This is a genomic window from Pseudarthrobacter sp. YAF2 (genome assembly GCF_052113345.1).
In the GTDB taxonomy this organism is placed as follows: Bacteria; Actinomycetota; Actinomycetes; order Actinomycetales; family Micrococcaceae; genus Arthrobacter.
This window is the reverse complement of record NZ_JBFRDA010000009.1, coordinates 1-14,606: the sequence shown is the minus strand read 5'-3', so window position 1 is coordinate 14,606 and position 14,606 is coordinate 1. Positions and strand designations below refer to the sequence as shown.

Genomic DNA, 14,606 nt, shown 5'->3' with positions numbered 1-14,606 from the left:
CACCAGGCGCGGGATTTTGAACCGGATTATGGTCCCGGCGCCCCGGATGCTTCGAGAACCTGCTGCAGCCCGGTGACGGGGATGTCCGGGAACTCTGCGCGCGCCGGACCAAACTCGAACGCGGCTGCTCCCGATTCCTCCCAGACAGCTGCCCCTGCCACTCTGGCGAGGAACGGCGAGAACGGCCTGGCGGCCACGGACAGGACACGCACGGCGGCCGCCGGAACCCGCTGGACCGAGCCGTGGCCGGCCCGGGCAAGCAGCGCCTCCGCCACCTCATTTGCGTTGAGTGTCTCCGAGCCCCAGTCGATGACGCGGTTCCGCAGCGCCGGGTCGCGGAGGGCACGGACCACGACGGCGGCCGCGTCCCGGACCGAGGTATAGGTCACCGGAGCGGATCCCGAGCCGAACACGGGCACCTTGCCCTTCGACGCAAGCGGCTCCCCCATAATCTCCAGCCGCTGTTCCAGGAGCGCTCCGATCCGGACAATCGTCCAGTCCATTCCGGAGGAGCGGACGGCATCCTCGGCCGCCGCCTTGCAGCGTAGGAAGTCGATTGGCCCGTCGGGTGCGGCGCCGGGCATGGACATCATGACCAGGTGCCGCACTCCGGCCGCCGCCGCCGCGCGGACCAGGCGGATGGCGCCGTCGCGGTCAACCGCGCGCGGGCTGGAGTCCTTGATCCCAAACCCCGAGGCCGCGAACACCACCTCGGTGCAGCCCGCCACGGCTGCCCGGCAGTCCGCGTTGGAGCCGAGGTCCCCGCGGAGGAGCTCGACGCCGTCGCCCATCTTTTGGAGGAACGGCTGGGACTTGCCCCGGGCCAGGACGCGGACCTGTTGCCCGGCCTGCACCAGCAGGGGAACCACGGCGCGGCCCAGGCGGCCCGTGCCGCCGACCACCAGGATCATGACCGGTCACCTCCGGCTGCCCCATGGACTGCCTCCCGGACGGCTTCGTTCACGTCGCCGGAGTCCTGGTCTACAGGTTCAAGGTAGAACTGGGCCGCGGCGATTTTGTCGTCGCGAAGGGTGAAGATAGCAACCCCAGCGGCTCGCTGCACGGATCCGTCCGGCCGGGTGCCACGGTTGCTCCATTCCAGCCAGACTTTGCCGTCCGGTCCGGTGGCCGCGTCATGGACGGTGAGGGTAAGGTCCGGCAGGCCGGCAAAAAGTGCCGTCCAGTTCTTCCGGACCTGGGCCGACCCGGTGAAGCTGCGGGCCGGGTGGACGGGGGTGGTGTTCCGGTAGTCTTCCGCGAACTCGGACACCATGGCCTCGAGGTCATGGCGGCCGGCCGCGGCCAGCATGCGCCGGACCGGGCCTTCGGGGACGCGGTCGAGTCCTGAAGCGTCCATGATCTGCTCCTTAGATTCCGTCGCGGGAGGCGGAGAGGTTGGTACGCTAAATCTGATACAGTCAGCTGTATCTAACTGATACAAGGAGCTTAAGCCCCATGGGACCCGCGGTCAACGGTGCATTACCCCGCTCGCGGAGCTACGACGCCCGGCGCCGGCAGGAGGCGGCCGAGGAGTCGAGGAAGCGGGTTCTCGCGGAGTCGCGCGGGCTCTTCCTGGCCAAGGGATACGGCCGGACCACTATCGCCGCCATTGCGCACGCCGCGGGCGTCTCCAAGGAGTCCGTGTACAAGGGCTTCGGTGGAAAGCCGGGGCTGGTCCGGGCGATTTACGAGCAAAGCCTCCTTGGCGCCGGCGGCCCTCCGGCGGAAGAGCGCTCCGACCGCGCACAGGCCACGGTCACTGACCCCAGGGAACTCATGGAGCAGTTCGGGCGGTTCGTCGCCGAGATCAGTCCCCTGGGATCGCCGGTGTACCTCCTCATCAGGGACGCCGCAGCGAGCGGGGACCATGACATGGCTGCGCTCCTGCGCGACGTGGACGACGAGCGGTACCAGCGGATGCTGCATAACGCGCACCAGGTGCTGCGGCGGGGCTTCCTGCGGCCGGACCTAGGGGTGGAGGAGGTGGCCGACGTCTTCTTTATGAGTACCTCGGCCGAGCTCTACGAGACCCTGGTCCTCAAGCGCCGCTGGAGCGCGGAGCGGTTCGGGCGGTTTATGGCCCGGACGTTGGCGGCCAACCTCCTTCCGGAGGGCTGAAGCAGGCAGGATCAGAAGAACGAGGGTGGCTCACTCCTTCAGGCGGGTGGCAGTTGTTACGCCGCGCCGGAACCTCCAGATGCAGGCTGCGGCCAGCCAGGCGAGAACAAACAAGCCAACAACGGCATAGCCAAGCCCAGTCAGATCGATGCTGCCGACAGCCGCAAAAACCCCGGAAACGGCTCCGGTGTTCGCTTTGGCCACAGACAGCAGTTCCACGGTCCCCACACCCAGTGCCACGGCGGCGGAGAGCCCCGTCAGGACCAGGTTGTACAGCATCCTCCGACGCGGACGCGCAAACGCCCAACCGTAGGCCGCATTCATGAACCATCCGTCCAGGCTGTCGAACAGGCTCATGCCCGCCGCGAACAGGACGGGCAAGGTAAGGAGCGCATACCAGGGAAGTTCCACCACCGAGGCTCCCCCGGCTACAACCAACAACACCACCTCGGTGGCGGTATCGAACCCGAGGCCGAAAAGCAGCCCCACCAAATACATATGCGCGGGCCGGGTAATGCTCCCCATCACCGGGCGCAGCAGGCGGACCATAAGGCTCGAGACCCCCACATGCACCCCTGCTCCGGGCCGGCCTGCCCGCCGCCGGCGGAAGTCGGAAGCGACGCGACTCAGCAGGGCAAGGTTGAGAAAGGCCAGGAGGTAAAGGAACAAACCGGAGATCGTTGCGCCCACTGGTCCCATGACCTCGCGCCACCAGGAGGCGTCATCGCCGAGCTGGCCTCCCAGGACGCGGGCTCCCGCAGCCAGCAGCAGGCAGAGGCCAAAGACGATGCTGGAGTGGCCCAAGGAGAACCAGAAACCCACGGAGACGGGGCGAAGACCTTCGCCTGCGAGCTTGCGGGTGGTGCAGTCTATGGCGGCGATGTGGTCCACATCGAAGGCATGGCGCATGCCCAGCAGATAGGCGCCTAAGCCGATCCCCAGCCCGAAGATCTGGCTGGAGCCGAGGAGGAGGTTCTGCGGGATGACGCCCAGCACCAGCACTCCCCAGCCCACCACGTGCAGCAGAAGTACGACGGCGGCCATTCCGGCCAGCGGTGCCCCCGGCTTCCGGGCGGCGAGACCAAGTCGCCGCCCCGTTCGGTAAAGGGGAGCCTGGACGCCCATGGCGTTCCAGTCAGCCCATTGGTGGATTTAGCCCGTACCGGGCGATGATGTCCGGCAGCCACGGGGCCTCGCCGAACTGGAGTCCGTATTCTGCAGCCAGTTTGCCGATGGCTTCAGGGTTCGGCGGTCCCCCGGCCTCAAGCTGGTCGGCCAGCCCCCAGAAGAAATGCTCGAACCCGGCCGGACTGATCACTTCGATCATCCGTGCCGGAACTTTGCCCGCGTTCCACATGGTGTGCAGCTCGCCGCGCGGCTTGGTGATGTAGCCTCCAGCGCCCAATACTGCCTCGCGCTCACCGGAGCGGAATCCGATCTCGCCTTCGAGGACGATTGAATATTCATCCTCGCGGCTGTGCAGATGTGGCGGCACCAAGGCTCCCACCGGAAACGGGTGTTCCACGATGGAGATCTGCTCGTTGGTGTGTTCGCCGAACAGTTTGAAGACAACCCCGATGGTTCCCAGGCTGCCCTGGCGTCCTTCCCCAGGCTGCACGACTGTAAGCCGCGGAGCCTCCTTAGCGCCCATGGCATTCATCCTTTCCAATTCGATATACAGTGGTGTACATCGAATTGTCAACCCATCCAGGACCGGTGTCAATACTTTGAGTGAACAGCAGCGTTCAGCCAAAGCGCGCATGTACCAGATGAACAAGCGTGCCGAGCAGATGGACACAACGCGTCAGCGCATCGTCGACGCGGCCGTAGCCCTGCATGGATCCGTTGGCCCTGCCCGGACAACCATTTCAGGCGTCGCGGAGCAGGCCCAGGTCACGCGGCTGACGGTCTACCGGCATTTTGCCGACGACGAGGCGTTGTTCTCCGCCTGCTCTTCGCATTGGCTTTCACAGCAGCAGCTGCCGGATCCCTCGGCGTGGCGTGAACTCTCGGACCCGCTGGAACGCCTGCACGCCGGGCTGACGGACCTGTACCGGTTTTATCGTGACGGCGAGTCAATGCTCAGGAACATCTACGGCGATTGGGCGGCCCTTCCGGAGAAGCACCGCACAGCCATCCAAGAGCGCGACACGTTCTTCCGTGACCAGCTCCTGGAGCCATTTCCGGAGCCCGGCGGCGGCCGCCTGCGCGCCGTGATCGCCCACGCGGTGTCCTTCTGGACTTGGCGTTCCCTCTGCCACGACAACGGGCTCCCAAATGAGGACGCTGTGCGCGCTATGACAGATTTGGCTGCGATGACGGCTGGCCTGCGGCGCTGAACCCGGTGGCTGGCAGCCGCTGCTTGGCAGGGGCATAGATGGGTACGCTACTTCTGCAAGCAGCGAAACCCTCAACGAAATGGACGGTCACTATGCATGCCGTGCTCGAATACACCTACGCGGACAACTACCTTGAATCCCGCGAACAGTACCGCGCAGACCACCTCAGAGCCGGGTGGGAAGCCGTCGAGCGCGGCGAGCTTCTGCTGGGTGGGGCCGTTGGCGAGGGACCCTTCAAAGGGTTGCTGGTCTTCACCGGCGAGAACGCACTCGAGTCCGCCAAGGCGTTTGCAGCCGCAGACCCCTACGTCATCAACGGCGTCGTGACGTCATGGACCGCCGGCCCGTGGACCACGGTGTTAGGCAACGAGGCTGCCTCACCGGTTCGCCCTTAAACGCCATCTCACAACACACTGAACTGAGGCTACTCGGCGATGTCCTCGGCCCACAGTTCGGGCTTGTCGGCCTGGAACGAGCGCATCATGTCCACGCAGCGCTGGTCGTCCAGGACCACCACGTCAACCCCGCGTGACCGCAGGAGCTCCAGTTCGCCGTCGAACGTGCGCGCCTCCCCCACCACCACGCGGGGGATCTTGAACTGGATGATGGTCCCGGCGCACATGGCGCACGGGGCCAGGGTGGTGTAGAGGGTGGTGTCACGGTAGCTCGTCTGCCGGCCGGCGGCGCGGAGCGCGGACATCTCCCCGTGCGCGATCGGATCTGCGTTCTGGACGCGTTCGTTGTGGCCGCTGGCAACCACCGCTCCGCCCCTGGCGAGCGAAGCCCCAATGGGGATGCCGCCTTCGGAAAGGCTCTTCTGGGCGGCCTGATAGGCGGCTTCGAATGCGGGGAGGTCGGTGCTGTCCAGTTCCGACGCGGCGGATTCGTGCTGTTCGCGGGTCATGGCGGCTTTAGGACCTTACTTCGTCGTGGGCGGCGGTGGACTCGGCGATCCGCTTGATTGCTGCGAGTGTTTTCGGAATGCCGTCGAGGGCCTGCTGGGTGCGCTCGGCGATGTGGGCGTCTGCCTCGTCGCTGTATTTCTCTCCGAACATGGCTATCCCGTCCGGCAGGAATTCCCATGACTCGCTCAGGACGGTTCCGGTCTCTGCAGGGGTAAGGGTGAATCCCCAGCGGACGTACTTGCCGCCCACCACCCAGGCGAACTCGCGTCCGCGGTCGGCAGCCACCACCTGGGAGCGGGTCTCCCAGGTCCGGTGCGGGAGTTCGTTCCGCCCGGTGAACCACGCACCGACGTGGCCGGCGCTGTTCTCGTCGTCCCACCAGCACGACGTGCAGACCGGGCTCCACTCACCGGTGCGGGTAATGTCGGAGACCAGGTCGTAGAGCGCCTCGGCGGGGACGTTGACCGTGATGGAATCCTGGTGTTGGCGGATGCTGCTCTGGTTCATGGGTCCATCCTTACAGACGGCCGCTTCTTGTAGCGCCGGGTGCCGCCGCGCCAGTCCTCCTGCTCAAGAGGATTCAGTCCGGCCGTCACCTGCCACCTGTTCAACGAAATCCTGGAGGTCGCCGGTAGGGTGGGCAGCAGCAGTTCCACGCCATGATCTGGCCGGAGTTGGATCTCGCGTGGCTCTAACGCAAAACAGGGGGAGTTCGTCATGGAGGCAGCCGCAGTAACTACTTGGATGTTCGTCGCCTTCAATGTCGTCAGCACTCGCCGTCCTATCCGCCTCGGGCCATGCAGCCATAGCAGCGTTGCTGGGCACAAGCACGACTGTGTTGTAGTCGACACTCAGTTTTACTATTGCCTTCCGGATTTCGTCACTAGTGATGCTCCCGTTTATATCTTGTGGCGCAATGATCATGCGCTCCCCAATGTCACCGGCTGTAAGGGGATTTATGGGGTTCTTGATGCTTTCAGGACTGGCACCAAAGTCGGTAACGAGTACGCTGTCGTCCGCCATCGTCGCCGAGAGATAGATCCTGCGCTTTGCGCCAGCGAAACTGCTGACATGCGCGATTGGAGGGCAAGGCGGTGTAATAGTCACTTCCGTGCTGCTGAACACGACGCGACAGAGGTGCAGTACCCTGCTCACGGCTGGCCAGGGGTAATAAAGCTTCTGCCCTGACTTTGTGTGAGCACGCAGGATGCTACGAGCCTCCTCGACTTTCCCCCTCGAAGACCAGAACGGAACCCGGATCAAAGCCCCCGGACTCCTTTCGATGATGTCTAGGAGGCCGTCTGGGTACTGCTGATGTAAATCCTCACGAAAGAGATCGAGTAGGTCCTCGAACATTGAGTCCGTTTCAGAATCCACCGGAGCACCTAGTCGTGGTCGAGCGATGGTGAGCGACAACTGCTTTCGCGTTGTGGCGATCGCCGCATGCGCATCGTCAATAACAACGGTTCCAATTGGGACGGGGGCCGCCGGTGTCCGATCGTCGGAGAAGACCGTCCTACCATTGAACAGCTTGTGTGCGTTCACCACGGCGATGGCTTCACCTCGCAGGTACCGGGCGTCATCGGGGTTCGTAACGGTGGCGATGCCTAAGTTGAAAGCCTCTTGCAGAACCTGCTTTGCTAAGTACTTGTCTGGAGCTACATAGAGTGCTGGGCCCACCCCCTCGTTGAGGCAGCTCTGCAGTATGACCAAGCCATCTATGGTCTTACCACCACCCGTATTCACCTTTATGACGAGGTCACGTTCCTCCCGTCGAGCATGCCAGGCCGTAAGAACCTGAGCCTGCACGTCACGCAGGTACCCATATCCAGGAACTTTGTTGGGCAACTGCTCGTGAAGCTCACCCGGTTCAACCGGCAACGCGGTTTCTTGCTCTTCCAGAAATTTTCCAAAATCCATTATTCCCCCAAGCCGCAAGTTCTTCCGTCACAGCGGACTCTACAGTTTGAAGGCCACAAAAGGTGACTATGTCAGAGTGGAAACTATCTGAAGTACTAAAAGTCGTACCGAATAGTCAGTATGCAGCGGGAGGCCCGCTGCGGCGCTCAAGCTATGTGCAGCTGGTGACAATCTGACCAATGCCGCCGATCTGAGCCACCCTGCCCCGCTCTACTTCTCTAACCCGTCGGTTTAACGGAAACTGAATTGACTTTTGGGGTTCTGCCGCAAATATGTGCTTCGCCTGACCTGGAATTGCCCCGGAAGGATCAAAGCCACCTGACCTGGGCGTTTTCATATGGTTTCGCCAATCCGAGTGCCGACCCCTCCCGAGGGAACTCCACCCTGAAGCGCTTCCTTACAACTCTAGGGCATCTGCGAAGATGTGAAGTACGAAGTCTGGGCAACAATGATTTACAGAGCAGGGGCAATTCGCTGTGAGCAACATAGACAACTTAGGTAGGTACGGGGAATTCACCCGAGACGCGGATACGTACATCAAGCAGCTTCAATCCGACGCCGTGGATGATGCTGCTCTTAAGCAGCATGCGGAAGGCCTTGTCGTTGGTGTCGCACTGGTGGCCGTGGCCGTGGGATGTGTTAAGTTCAGCAAATACGTCGTAACCCAGTACAAGTCCATGTCTGAGGAACGTAAGGTGAGCACAGCGACGGCAAAAGCAAAGCTGAAGGCAGCTTTCAAGAAGATGCAGAACTCAGATGGTCCTGACGATGCCGTTGATGAACCTGGTGAAGCCGATGGTCAGACGGGTGACAGTGACAGCGAAAACTAAGGGCTAAGCCTCGCGTGACGGGACGGGCGTTTCACTAGCTGGCCTTTCGGTTACCGAACGGAATTCGCCCGTACCTATCCATAAAGGCCAGAATCATGGCCGTTTCCAGCCTCTTTTCGGTTTTGTTAGGCACGACTTTCCAAGCCACCCGTAGGTCCTGGGCATCCGCTAATTGCCAGATGCGTTCGCCGCCGCTGTGGCTGTGGGTCTGGCCTCGGTGTCCAGCCTTCTCGTATTCGCTGATACGACCCCACAAGCCATCAAGGCTCTTGCGCTGGCTGGCTTTACCGATGTAAAGCACCGAGGCCCCCGGAACCCATTTGGCAGCCAACTCGGCAACCGGCACGTTCGCCTTCTTGGCTTTGTGCGTGCCGCCGAAGCCTTTGGCCAGGAACGTCGGAGGATCCGTGCTCGGCCTTACAACAACATAGACGCCTGGTGACATTGGTATACCGCCGTCCCCCTGAGAATATTGCTGACGGATGCTGCTGAACGGAATGAACCCATCAAAACCGGCTCCCATCAACTCCGCCACAGTGAAGTGTCTTAGCTTGGCCAATGTCGTCACTCCCCCCGGGGATGGCTGTTCTTATTCCAAAATCTCGAGTGCATGTTATGAGTCATAAAGTCGGGGACACATCAGTTAGCAACGGCCGCCGCTGTTTTGAATACGTCCGTCGGCATCGGCCGGTGCAGCTTCCAGGTGATGGCGATCGGCCTCTCGCCGGTGTGTTGTACGTAGTCCACCTGCCCAAGGCACGTGTAGGGAACTGTCAGCCCGGTCTCGTCATCGGCCGTGTCCCTCGTGAAGATCAAAATCCTCGAGCCGTGGGAAGCCCGGTCCAGGTAGCGCCGTCCGGTCGGGCTCTTCGGTGATGTGGCATTCTGCGACTCCCAGTGGAACAGCTCAGGACTGATGGCGTAGTCCTTGTACATCGTCGTTGCCGAATGCTTCTTGTCGTCCTTGTTCAGGGTGACAAAGAAGGCGTCGGTAGAAGTTGCAGGACACCATGCGACGCCTTCCCGGTGCTGAATGTTCTTGCCCTGCTCAAGCGAACCGTACTGCAGCGCCGCCAAGACCTCCTCGCGCCGATAGGTGGCATGTGACAGCAGCGGGATGTGCTGCAATCCGGCGCCAAGGCTTTTCGCTGCATGTTTCGATGCCGCCACTCCCAGCTTCACCACCTGGCGGATCTCGCGGCACACAAACTGGTAGCCGCGCAGGTGGTCCAAGCCGTCGTCGTACGTCTTGAATCCTCCGCCGTCATCCCACAGCGTATAGAAGAGCATGCGAGCGTAAGCCTTCTCACGCATGCCGAGGTCGGCGTAGCGGGGAGCGTCGGGAGCAACCAGCATGGAATAGGCCGCGGCGCGTTCCGGGTCGTCCACGTGAATGAGCGCGGCCATGCGGCCCAGCAGCTTCTTTTCCTCCGCGTCTGACAGTTCCTCGAGCTTCCCGCGCAACACGGTCTCGAGGGGTGAAAGCCCCTCGATCAGCCCTGCCTGGCGGAGGTAACCGGTCCACGAGTCCCTGGTGGAACGGTAGATCGTCTTCACATCGTTCCCTGACCGCTCCAGATAGGCCTCCAGCTCGGTCTCGGCGTACGAGGCAATATTCCGGACCAGCTGTGCCCGGCTGAACCGGAGCTGTGCCTTGATGTTGTCCAGCACCACCTTCTGCGCCACCCGGTCGAGGACGATCTGCGACCCCGACGGCAGGTACGGGAACTCGTCCTCAACAGCTTTCTCCAGCTCCTTGCGCCCGTAACCGGTCAGAGCCCGGTAGCGCAGATCAAAGCGGAACTCACGGCGCTGCTGGCCGATGAAGTCCAGGACCGTCAGCACTGCCTTGCCCTCAGCGCGGCGCAGACCGCGTCCCAGCTGCTGGAGGAAGACCGTGGCACTCTGCGTGGGCCGGAGCAGCAGGATGGTGTCCACCTGCGGCAGGTCCAGGCCTTCATTGAAAAGGTCGACGGCGAAGATACAGTTGATCTCCCGCTGCCCCAGGCGCCGGAGGGCTTCCTCCCGGTCAGCATTGTCAGTAGTGCCGTCAACGGCCACGGACGCAATGCCGGCCCGGTTGAACACCTCAGCCATGTAGTGGGCGTGCTGCACGGAGACGCAAAAGCCGATGGCCCGCATTTGGTCGGTGTTGGTCACCTTGTCCCTGAGTTCGCGGATGACCTTGGCGGCGCGGGCATCGTTGCCCGTATAGAGGGCGCTCAGCTGGGTGGTGTCGTAGTTGCCGCGTTTCCATTCCAACTGGCTCAGGTCGACGTCGTCGGAGACGCCGAAGTAGTGGAACGGCACCAGCAGGTCAGCATTCAGGGCGTCCCAAAGCCTTAGCTCGCTGGCGGTCCGGCCGTCGAAGAACTCTTTGGCGACGTCGACGCCATCGCCGCGCTCCGGTGTAGCGGTGAGCCCGAGGAGTTGCTGCGGTTTGAGATGGTCGAGCAGGTGGCGGTATGTCGGTGCCATGGCATGGTGGAATTCATCGATTACGACGACATCGAAAAAGTCCGGCTCCAGCTGTTCGATACCGAGCGATGACAGCGATTGGACTGAGGCGAAGATGTGCTTCCACTCGTGCGGCTTGTGCTCCCCCACGTAGAGCTCCCCGAAGGCGCCGTCCTGCATGACGTCACGGTAGGTGCGCATCGCCTGCTTCAAAATTTCCTGCCGGTGGGCGACGAAGAGCAGTTTTAGATCTCTTCCGGCAGTTTCGCTTAGCCGTTTGTAGTCCAGGGCAGCGATGACTGTTTTGCCGGTGCCCGTCGCGGCAACCAGAAGGTTGTGGTTGAAACCCTTGAGCCGCTCCGCTTCCAGGTCCTCCAGCATCTCCTCCTGGTGGAGAAACGGCTGCACCTCAAGACCGGTGGGCGCGTCCGGCGCCGCGGTGCGTCGGCCGCCGTTTCGTTCCAGCGCATCGTCCAGCCTCTCGCCGTCGCGCTCCGGGTCGTAGCTCTGGAAAGCCCGCTGCTCCCAGTAGCTGTCGAAGGTGACTTCGAACTTCTGCAGGAGAGCGGGCGTTGCCACGGAACTGAGCCGGACGTTCCATTCCAGACCATCCAACAGTGCCGCCTGGCTCAGATTGGAGCTGCCCACGTATGCGGTGTCGAAGCCGGTGTTACGCCGGAACAGCCAGGCTTTAGCGTGCAGCCGGGTTGCCTGCGTTTCGTAGCTGATCTTCACCTCGGCCCCGTACCGGTTCACGAGCTCGTCAATGGCTCGACGTTCCGTGGCGCCCATGTACGTAGTGGTAATGATTCGGAGCTTGGCGCCTCGTTCTTTGAGCCGCTCAAGTGCCGGCTGCAGGAGCCTCAGGCCGGTCCAGCGAATAAAGGCGCAAAGGAGATCCACCGTATCGGCGGACTCCATCTCGGCCCGGAGCTCAGCAGCAAGGTTGGGATCATCCTTGCTGTTGGTGAGAAGCGCGGATTCACTCAGCTTTGTAGTGGGCCGACGGAGTTGTCTGCGCTTGAGCACGTCGGGGCGGTAGAGGGACTGGAGTTGGGCAGGGACATCCAAGACCAGGTCGTCACACCTAAGCTCCTGAAGAAGTCGGTTTGCTAGAGCAACTCGGTTAGTGGGATTTGCTTCGGCGAGAGCCTTCCGAACAGCGCCAGCCACATGACGGGCAAGGATATCCGGAGAGTCTTCGTCATCGATGCGCCCATAGAGTGGTTGCAGTTCAGAAACTTTGGACAAGCTTGTCCTCAGGCCTTCAGTACTGAGCAACTCATATAGACCTTCGGGCAGTTGTTCCATTTCTGATCCCCAGTCAGGTGTGTTCACTAGGCCAGGCTATTAGTCTCGGCAGCAATAACCCAATAAGTCGCTGTTCACTGTTCACACGGAACAAATTTAAGGAAGACGAGATCGGCAGTTCCAGCTCGAGTTAGCGGGGAGAGCTAGAAGACAAAAAGTTGAGGTTGGCTATATGACACCTGCCAGGGGCCATACACAAACTTTCTCAAAGCTCGACCATATTGTATAGGATCATGTCCAATGCCGGACATAAAAGGCTGTAGCAGCCCAGGGTCGCAAGGCTTCATATAACGCCGATTCAAGGTCGAGTCGGCCTTCGGCGACTTCGCCAATAGCGTTGCCAGCTGGAGAACGAAGAGAGCCTGCAAATCGGAGGACTTCATCGGCAAATTGCTGATGTGTGCAATCCAGCGCGGCTGCTGCTCCGTTCCACACTTCTTTAGTTACCGCAATTGCATATTCGACGTCGTGCCGTGCTGCGGCTTCCCGAGGGCGGCTATGCGCTTCATCAGCTTGCTTGTAGGCATGAGCATTCTCCCGCGTTTCATTTTTGCGATACTCGGCAAGTTTAGTCCTGAAAGCCTTTAGCGTATGTTCATTTGGTCGCGGTACCGCAGTTAACGAGGCGTGAACGGACTCAAATCTATGTATTAGCTCCACCATGCCCCCAAGCAGCCTGTATGCACCGCCTTGAATTGATTTTCCGTAACTCCTTGCCTTTTCTGAAACAAACTCCTCATCCCATCCGTAAGCCTCATCATCCACCGCCTCGAGCCTTCGTACTTTCAAATCGTCCAATAGTTGGTTACGAAAATTGAAATCGTCAAAAAGGAAACTTACAAGCCTAAAGTATTGAGTGACATCCGTCCACGAGCCGGGAATTGGGAATGCAGAATAACGTCCGGCCACATAGTCAAGCAGCGACCAAGCTGATTGTGCGTTTAACCCCCAACTTTCATCTTCATGTGCGAGTGTCCTGGAACGCAGTCGCTGGGAAACCCACGGAGCCAGAGCATGCGCGAACATACGCAATCGGATATCAGTGGCTGCAGACTGAATCGTCACTTTTGTTGGTATGCTCTTGAGACGACCAGCGTATGTAGGTATCAGCGATATGCCATGAAGAGATGAAAGCGCGTCCTCTATGAGGAGCGCGTTACCATCGTTGCTTATCCTGGCAACAAAGACTGGAAGTGTCGCACTCTTCCAATAATCTTCATGTTGCCCGATTTGCACCGATCGCCCCTGGTTCTCCGTGAAGTACTCATCGGTTCCTTTAGCTTGAAAGCCGGCCACAAATGCGGTCGCAGCACCTCGATCGTCCTCTTTTTCCCGTGCTAGCGTGGCAAAGCCGACCAAGTCGATTCCTGAATCCACATGCTGCGGCCATTCAAAATGAAAAATATTCATTGCGCGCAACTCCTTTTCGAGAAGGGCTAAGGCCGTTGCCGCTGATTTCATGTTTCCGGGTGTTCCGGGAAGATGTGCTCTCATTCCCATACCATATATACTTCCATTCGAAATCTGCGACAGTTCACCCGAGCAAGAATCTCAGGCGGCGTCCAAGTCCGATGCAAAAACGAGCATTGCTATGGGCCGCACAGAGGTACGACTCGCCCGCTTCCTGGCCCAAGGACAAGGTGTAGGTTTTGATTGGGTCGAGCAACGCTCCGACTGCCGGTCACGCTCGACCACCACGTATGACACGGGGTTCAGCTGGTGCCCGGCCCGGTGCTGGCGCACGTAGTGGAACACCACCGAGACGTTCACCAGCGTGAAGGCGGTGAAGGCACCGAAGTTGATGAACGACGTCGACGTGGCCACGTCCAGGAACAGCGCGATCAGGCTGATGACGCCCGTGATGACCAGGTTCGCCACCGGGGTGTGGAACTTCTCATTGAGCTTGCCGAACACCGCCTTGGGCAGGACGGAGACGCGGCTCATCGCGTACATCAGGCGGGACGCGCTGGCCTGCGCGGCGAGGCCGGAGGCGAACTGCGCCACCACCAGCTCGGCCAGGAACACGGCCCCGAACAGCTCCCCGCCGATCTGCAGGGCGATGGAACTGGCCGCGGACGCCGAGCCCTCGAACACCCCGCCGGGGTGCACCAGCTGGGTCACGTAGGACACCGCCACGAAGATGCCGCCGCCGATCAGGGCCACAAGCATGATGGCCCGCGGCACGGTCCGGCGCGGGTTGATGGTCTCCTCGGTGAGGGTGGTGACGGCGTCAAACCCCAGGAACGAGTACGCGGCGATCGCCGCGCCGGCGGAGACGGTGGCGAAGCTGGAGGTGTCGTTGAAGAACGGCTGCCCGCTGGCCAGTCCCCCGCCACCGTTGGCGGACACCACGTTGCCGATGGCCAGCGCCACGAAGAACACGAGCACCAGCAGCTGGAACGCCATCAGCACGTAGTTGGCCTTGTCCGCCACGTTGATGCCCAGGATGTTCAGCAGAGTGGTGATCACGATGAAGCCCACGATTGCCACGGAGAGCGTGTGACACAGCCGGAGGAAGCAAGCCGCAGTCAGTTACGCAGAGCGCGGGAAGGTTGAGCTTCGTATCTACACTCCGACCTTCTACACCTCCTCAAAGTCATGTTTTATATCTACACCCCAACCTTCAACACCTCCTCAAAGTCATGTTTTATATCTACACCCCAACCTTCAACACCTCCTCAAAGTCATGTTTTATATCTACACCCCAACCTTCAACACCTCCTCAA

Annotated in this window: 15 protein-coding genes; 4 read left to right on the top strand and 11 right to left on the bottom strand. The window is 61.0% G+C overall.

The genetic code is table 11. The annotated features are described in order from the left end of the window. Positions 1–26: 26 nt before the first annotated feature. The gene (locus tag AB4Y79_RS10575) at positions 27–911 is read right to left on the bottom strand and encodes an SDR family oxidoreductase (RefSeq protein ID WP_441861219.1); all 885 of its coding nucleotides are present in this window, start codon (positions 909–911) and stop codon (positions 27–29) included. Continuing rightward, on the bottom strand, positions 908–1,357 hold the full coding sequence (locus tag AB4Y79_RS10570) for a nuclear transport factor 2 family protein (RefSeq protein WP_441861216.1): 450 nt from the start codon (positions 1,355–1,357) through the stop codon (positions 908–910). Before AB4Y79_RS10570 ends, AB4Y79_RS10575 begins: the two co-directional genes overlap by 4 nt. Before the next feature lie 98 nt (positions 1,358–1,455). On the opposite strand from AB4Y79_RS10570, the gene AB4Y79_RS10565 reads away from it, so the two are divergent. After that, on the top strand, positions 1,456–2,118 hold the full coding sequence (locus AB4Y79_RS10565; protein WP_441861213.1) for a TetR/AcrR family transcriptional regulator: 663 nt from the start codon (positions 1,456–1,458) through the stop codon (positions 2,116–2,118). A gap of 30 nt (positions 2,119–2,148) precedes the next feature. Here AB4Y79_RS10565 and AB4Y79_RS10560 read toward each other — a convergent pair whose 3' ends face one another. Next, positions 2,149–3,243 carry a HoxN/HupN/NixA family nickel/cobalt transporter gene (locus AB4Y79_RS10560; protein ID WP_441861211.1) on the bottom strand — a complete coding sequence of 365 codons (1,095 nt, stop codon included), beginning with the start codon at positions 3,241–3,243 and terminating at the stop codon, positions 2,149–2,151. Between the two features lie 10 nt (positions 3,244–3,253). Further along, positions 3,254–3,769, bottom strand: coding sequence for a cupin domain-containing protein (locus AB4Y79_RS10555; protein WP_441861209.1), 516 nt, complete (start codon positions 3,767–3,769; stop codon positions 3,254–3,256). Positions 3,770–3,878: 109 nt separating this feature from the next. Between AB4Y79_RS10555 and AB4Y79_RS10550 the strand changes: the two genes are divergently transcribed. Both AB4Y79_RS10550 and AB4Y79_RS10545 read left to right on the top strand, forming a co-directional pair. Then, complete coding sequence (locus tag AB4Y79_RS10550; protein WP_441861207.1) at positions 3,879–4,457, top strand: TetR/AcrR family transcriptional regulator; 579 nt, start codon at positions 3,879–3,881, stop codon at positions 4,455–4,457. A gap of 92 nt (positions 4,458–4,549) precedes the next feature. Beyond that, positions 4,550–4,852, top strand: coding sequence for a YciI-like protein (locus AB4Y79_RS10545; protein WP_441861205.1), 303 nt, complete (start codon positions 4,550–4,552; stop codon positions 4,850–4,852). A gap of 29 nt (positions 4,853–4,881) precedes the next feature. Here AB4Y79_RS10545 and AB4Y79_RS10540 read toward each other — a convergent pair whose 3' ends face one another. The 3 genes from AB4Y79_RS10540 to AB4Y79_RS10530 form a co-directional block, all read right to left on the bottom strand. After that, positions 4,882–5,361 carry a nucleoside deaminase gene (locus tag AB4Y79_RS10540; RefSeq protein ID WP_441861203.1) on the bottom strand — a complete coding sequence of 160 codons (480 nt, stop codon included), beginning with the start codon at positions 5,359–5,361 and terminating at the stop codon, positions 4,882–4,884. A gap of 7 nt (positions 5,362–5,368) precedes the next feature. Beyond that, positions 5,369–5,869, bottom strand: a complete 501-nt coding sequence (locus AB4Y79_RS10535; RefSeq protein WP_441861201.1) for an SRPBCC family protein — start codon at positions 5,867–5,869, stop codon at positions 5,369–5,371. A gap of 63 nt (positions 5,870–5,932) precedes the next feature. After that, positions 5,933–7,282 carry a DEAD/DEAH box helicase gene (locus tag AB4Y79_RS10530; protein WP_441861199.1) on the bottom strand — a complete coding sequence of 450 codons (1,350 nt, stop codon included), beginning with the start codon at positions 7,280–7,282 and terminating at the stop codon, positions 5,933–5,935. Positions 7,283–7,758: 476 nt separating this feature from the next. Between AB4Y79_RS10530 and AB4Y79_RS10525 the strand changes: the two genes are divergently transcribed. Continuing rightward, on the top strand, positions 7,759–8,112 hold the full coding sequence (locus AB4Y79_RS10525; protein ID WP_441861197.1) for a hypothetical protein: 354 nt from the start codon (positions 7,759–7,761) through the stop codon (positions 8,110–8,112). A 34-nt stretch (positions 8,113–8,146) separates the two neighbouring features. On the opposite strand, the gene AB4Y79_RS10520 is transcribed toward AB4Y79_RS10525, so the two are convergent. From AB4Y79_RS10520 to AB4Y79_RS10505, 4 genes are all read right to left on the bottom strand, one after another. Beyond that, on the bottom strand, positions 8,147–8,647 hold the full coding sequence (locus tag AB4Y79_RS10520; protein WP_441861195.1) for a hypothetical protein: 501 nt from the start codon (positions 8,645–8,647) through the stop codon (positions 8,147–8,149). 104 nt (positions 8,648–8,751) lie between these two features. Next, the gene (locus AB4Y79_RS10515; protein ID WP_441861792.1) at positions 8,752–11,880 is read right to left on the bottom strand and encodes a DUF3427 domain-containing protein; all 3,129 of its coding nucleotides are present in this window, start codon (positions 11,878–11,880) and stop codon (positions 8,752–8,754) included. Between the two features lie 231 nt (positions 11,881–12,111). Next, on the bottom strand, positions 12,112–13,374 hold the full coding sequence (locus tag AB4Y79_RS10510; RefSeq protein ID WP_441861193.1) for a hypothetical protein: 1,263 nt from the start codon (positions 13,372–13,374) through the stop codon (positions 12,112–12,114). A 57-nt stretch (positions 13,375–13,431) separates the two neighbouring features. Continuing rightward, a complete protein-coding gene (locus AB4Y79_RS10505; RefSeq protein ID WP_441861190.1) occupies positions 13,432–14,370 on the bottom strand; it encodes an APC family permease in 939 nt (312 codons plus the stop codon). Positions 14,371–14,606: the final 236 nt, after the last annotated feature.

Coding starts and splice junctions, on each gene's coding strand:
- AB4Y79_RS10550 (WP_441861207.1), top strand. CDS start 3,879: ATGTACCAGATGAACAAGCGTGCCGAGCAGATGGACACAACGCGTCAG.
- AB4Y79_RS10540 (WP_441861203.1), bottom strand. CDS start 5,361: ATGACCCGCGAACAGCACGAATCCGCCGCGTCGGAACTGGACAGCACC.
- AB4Y79_RS10570 (WP_441861216.1), bottom strand. CDS start 1,357: ATGGACGCTTCAGGACTCGACCGCGTCCCCGAAGGCCCGGTCCGGCGC.
- AB4Y79_RS10560 (WP_441861211.1), bottom strand. CDS start 3,243: ATGGGCGTCCAGGCTCCCCTTTACCGAACGGGGCGGCGACTTGGTCTC.
- AB4Y79_RS10510 (WP_441861193.1), bottom strand. CDS start 13,374: ATGAGAGCACATCTTCCCGGAACACCCGGAAACATGAAATCAGCGGCA.
- AB4Y79_RS10575 (WP_441861219.1), bottom strand. CDS start 911: ATGATCCTGGTGGTCGGCGGCACGGGCCGCCTGGGCCGCGCCGTGGTT.
- AB4Y79_RS10545 (WP_441861205.1), top strand. CDS start 4,550: ATGCATGCCGTGCTCGAATACACCTACGCGGACAACTACCTTGAATCC.
- AB4Y79_RS10555 (WP_441861209.1), bottom strand. CDS start 3,769: ATGGGCGCTAAGGAGGCTCCGCGGCTTACAGTCGTGCAGCCTGGGGAA.
- AB4Y79_RS10515 (WP_441861792.1), bottom strand. CDS start 11,880: ATGGAACAACTGCCCGAAGGTCTATATGAGTTGCTCAGTACTGAAGGC.
- AB4Y79_RS10530 (WP_441861199.1), bottom strand. CDS start 7,282: ATGGATTTTGGAAAATTTCTGGAAGAGCAAGAAACCGCGTTGCCGGTT.
- AB4Y79_RS10535 (WP_441861201.1), bottom strand. CDS start 5,869: ATGAACCAGAGCAGCATCCGCCAACACCAGGATTCCATCACGGTCAAC.
- AB4Y79_RS10565 (WP_441861213.1), top strand. CDS start 1,456: ATGGGACCCGCGGTCAACGGTGCATTACCCCGCTCGCGGAGCTACGAC.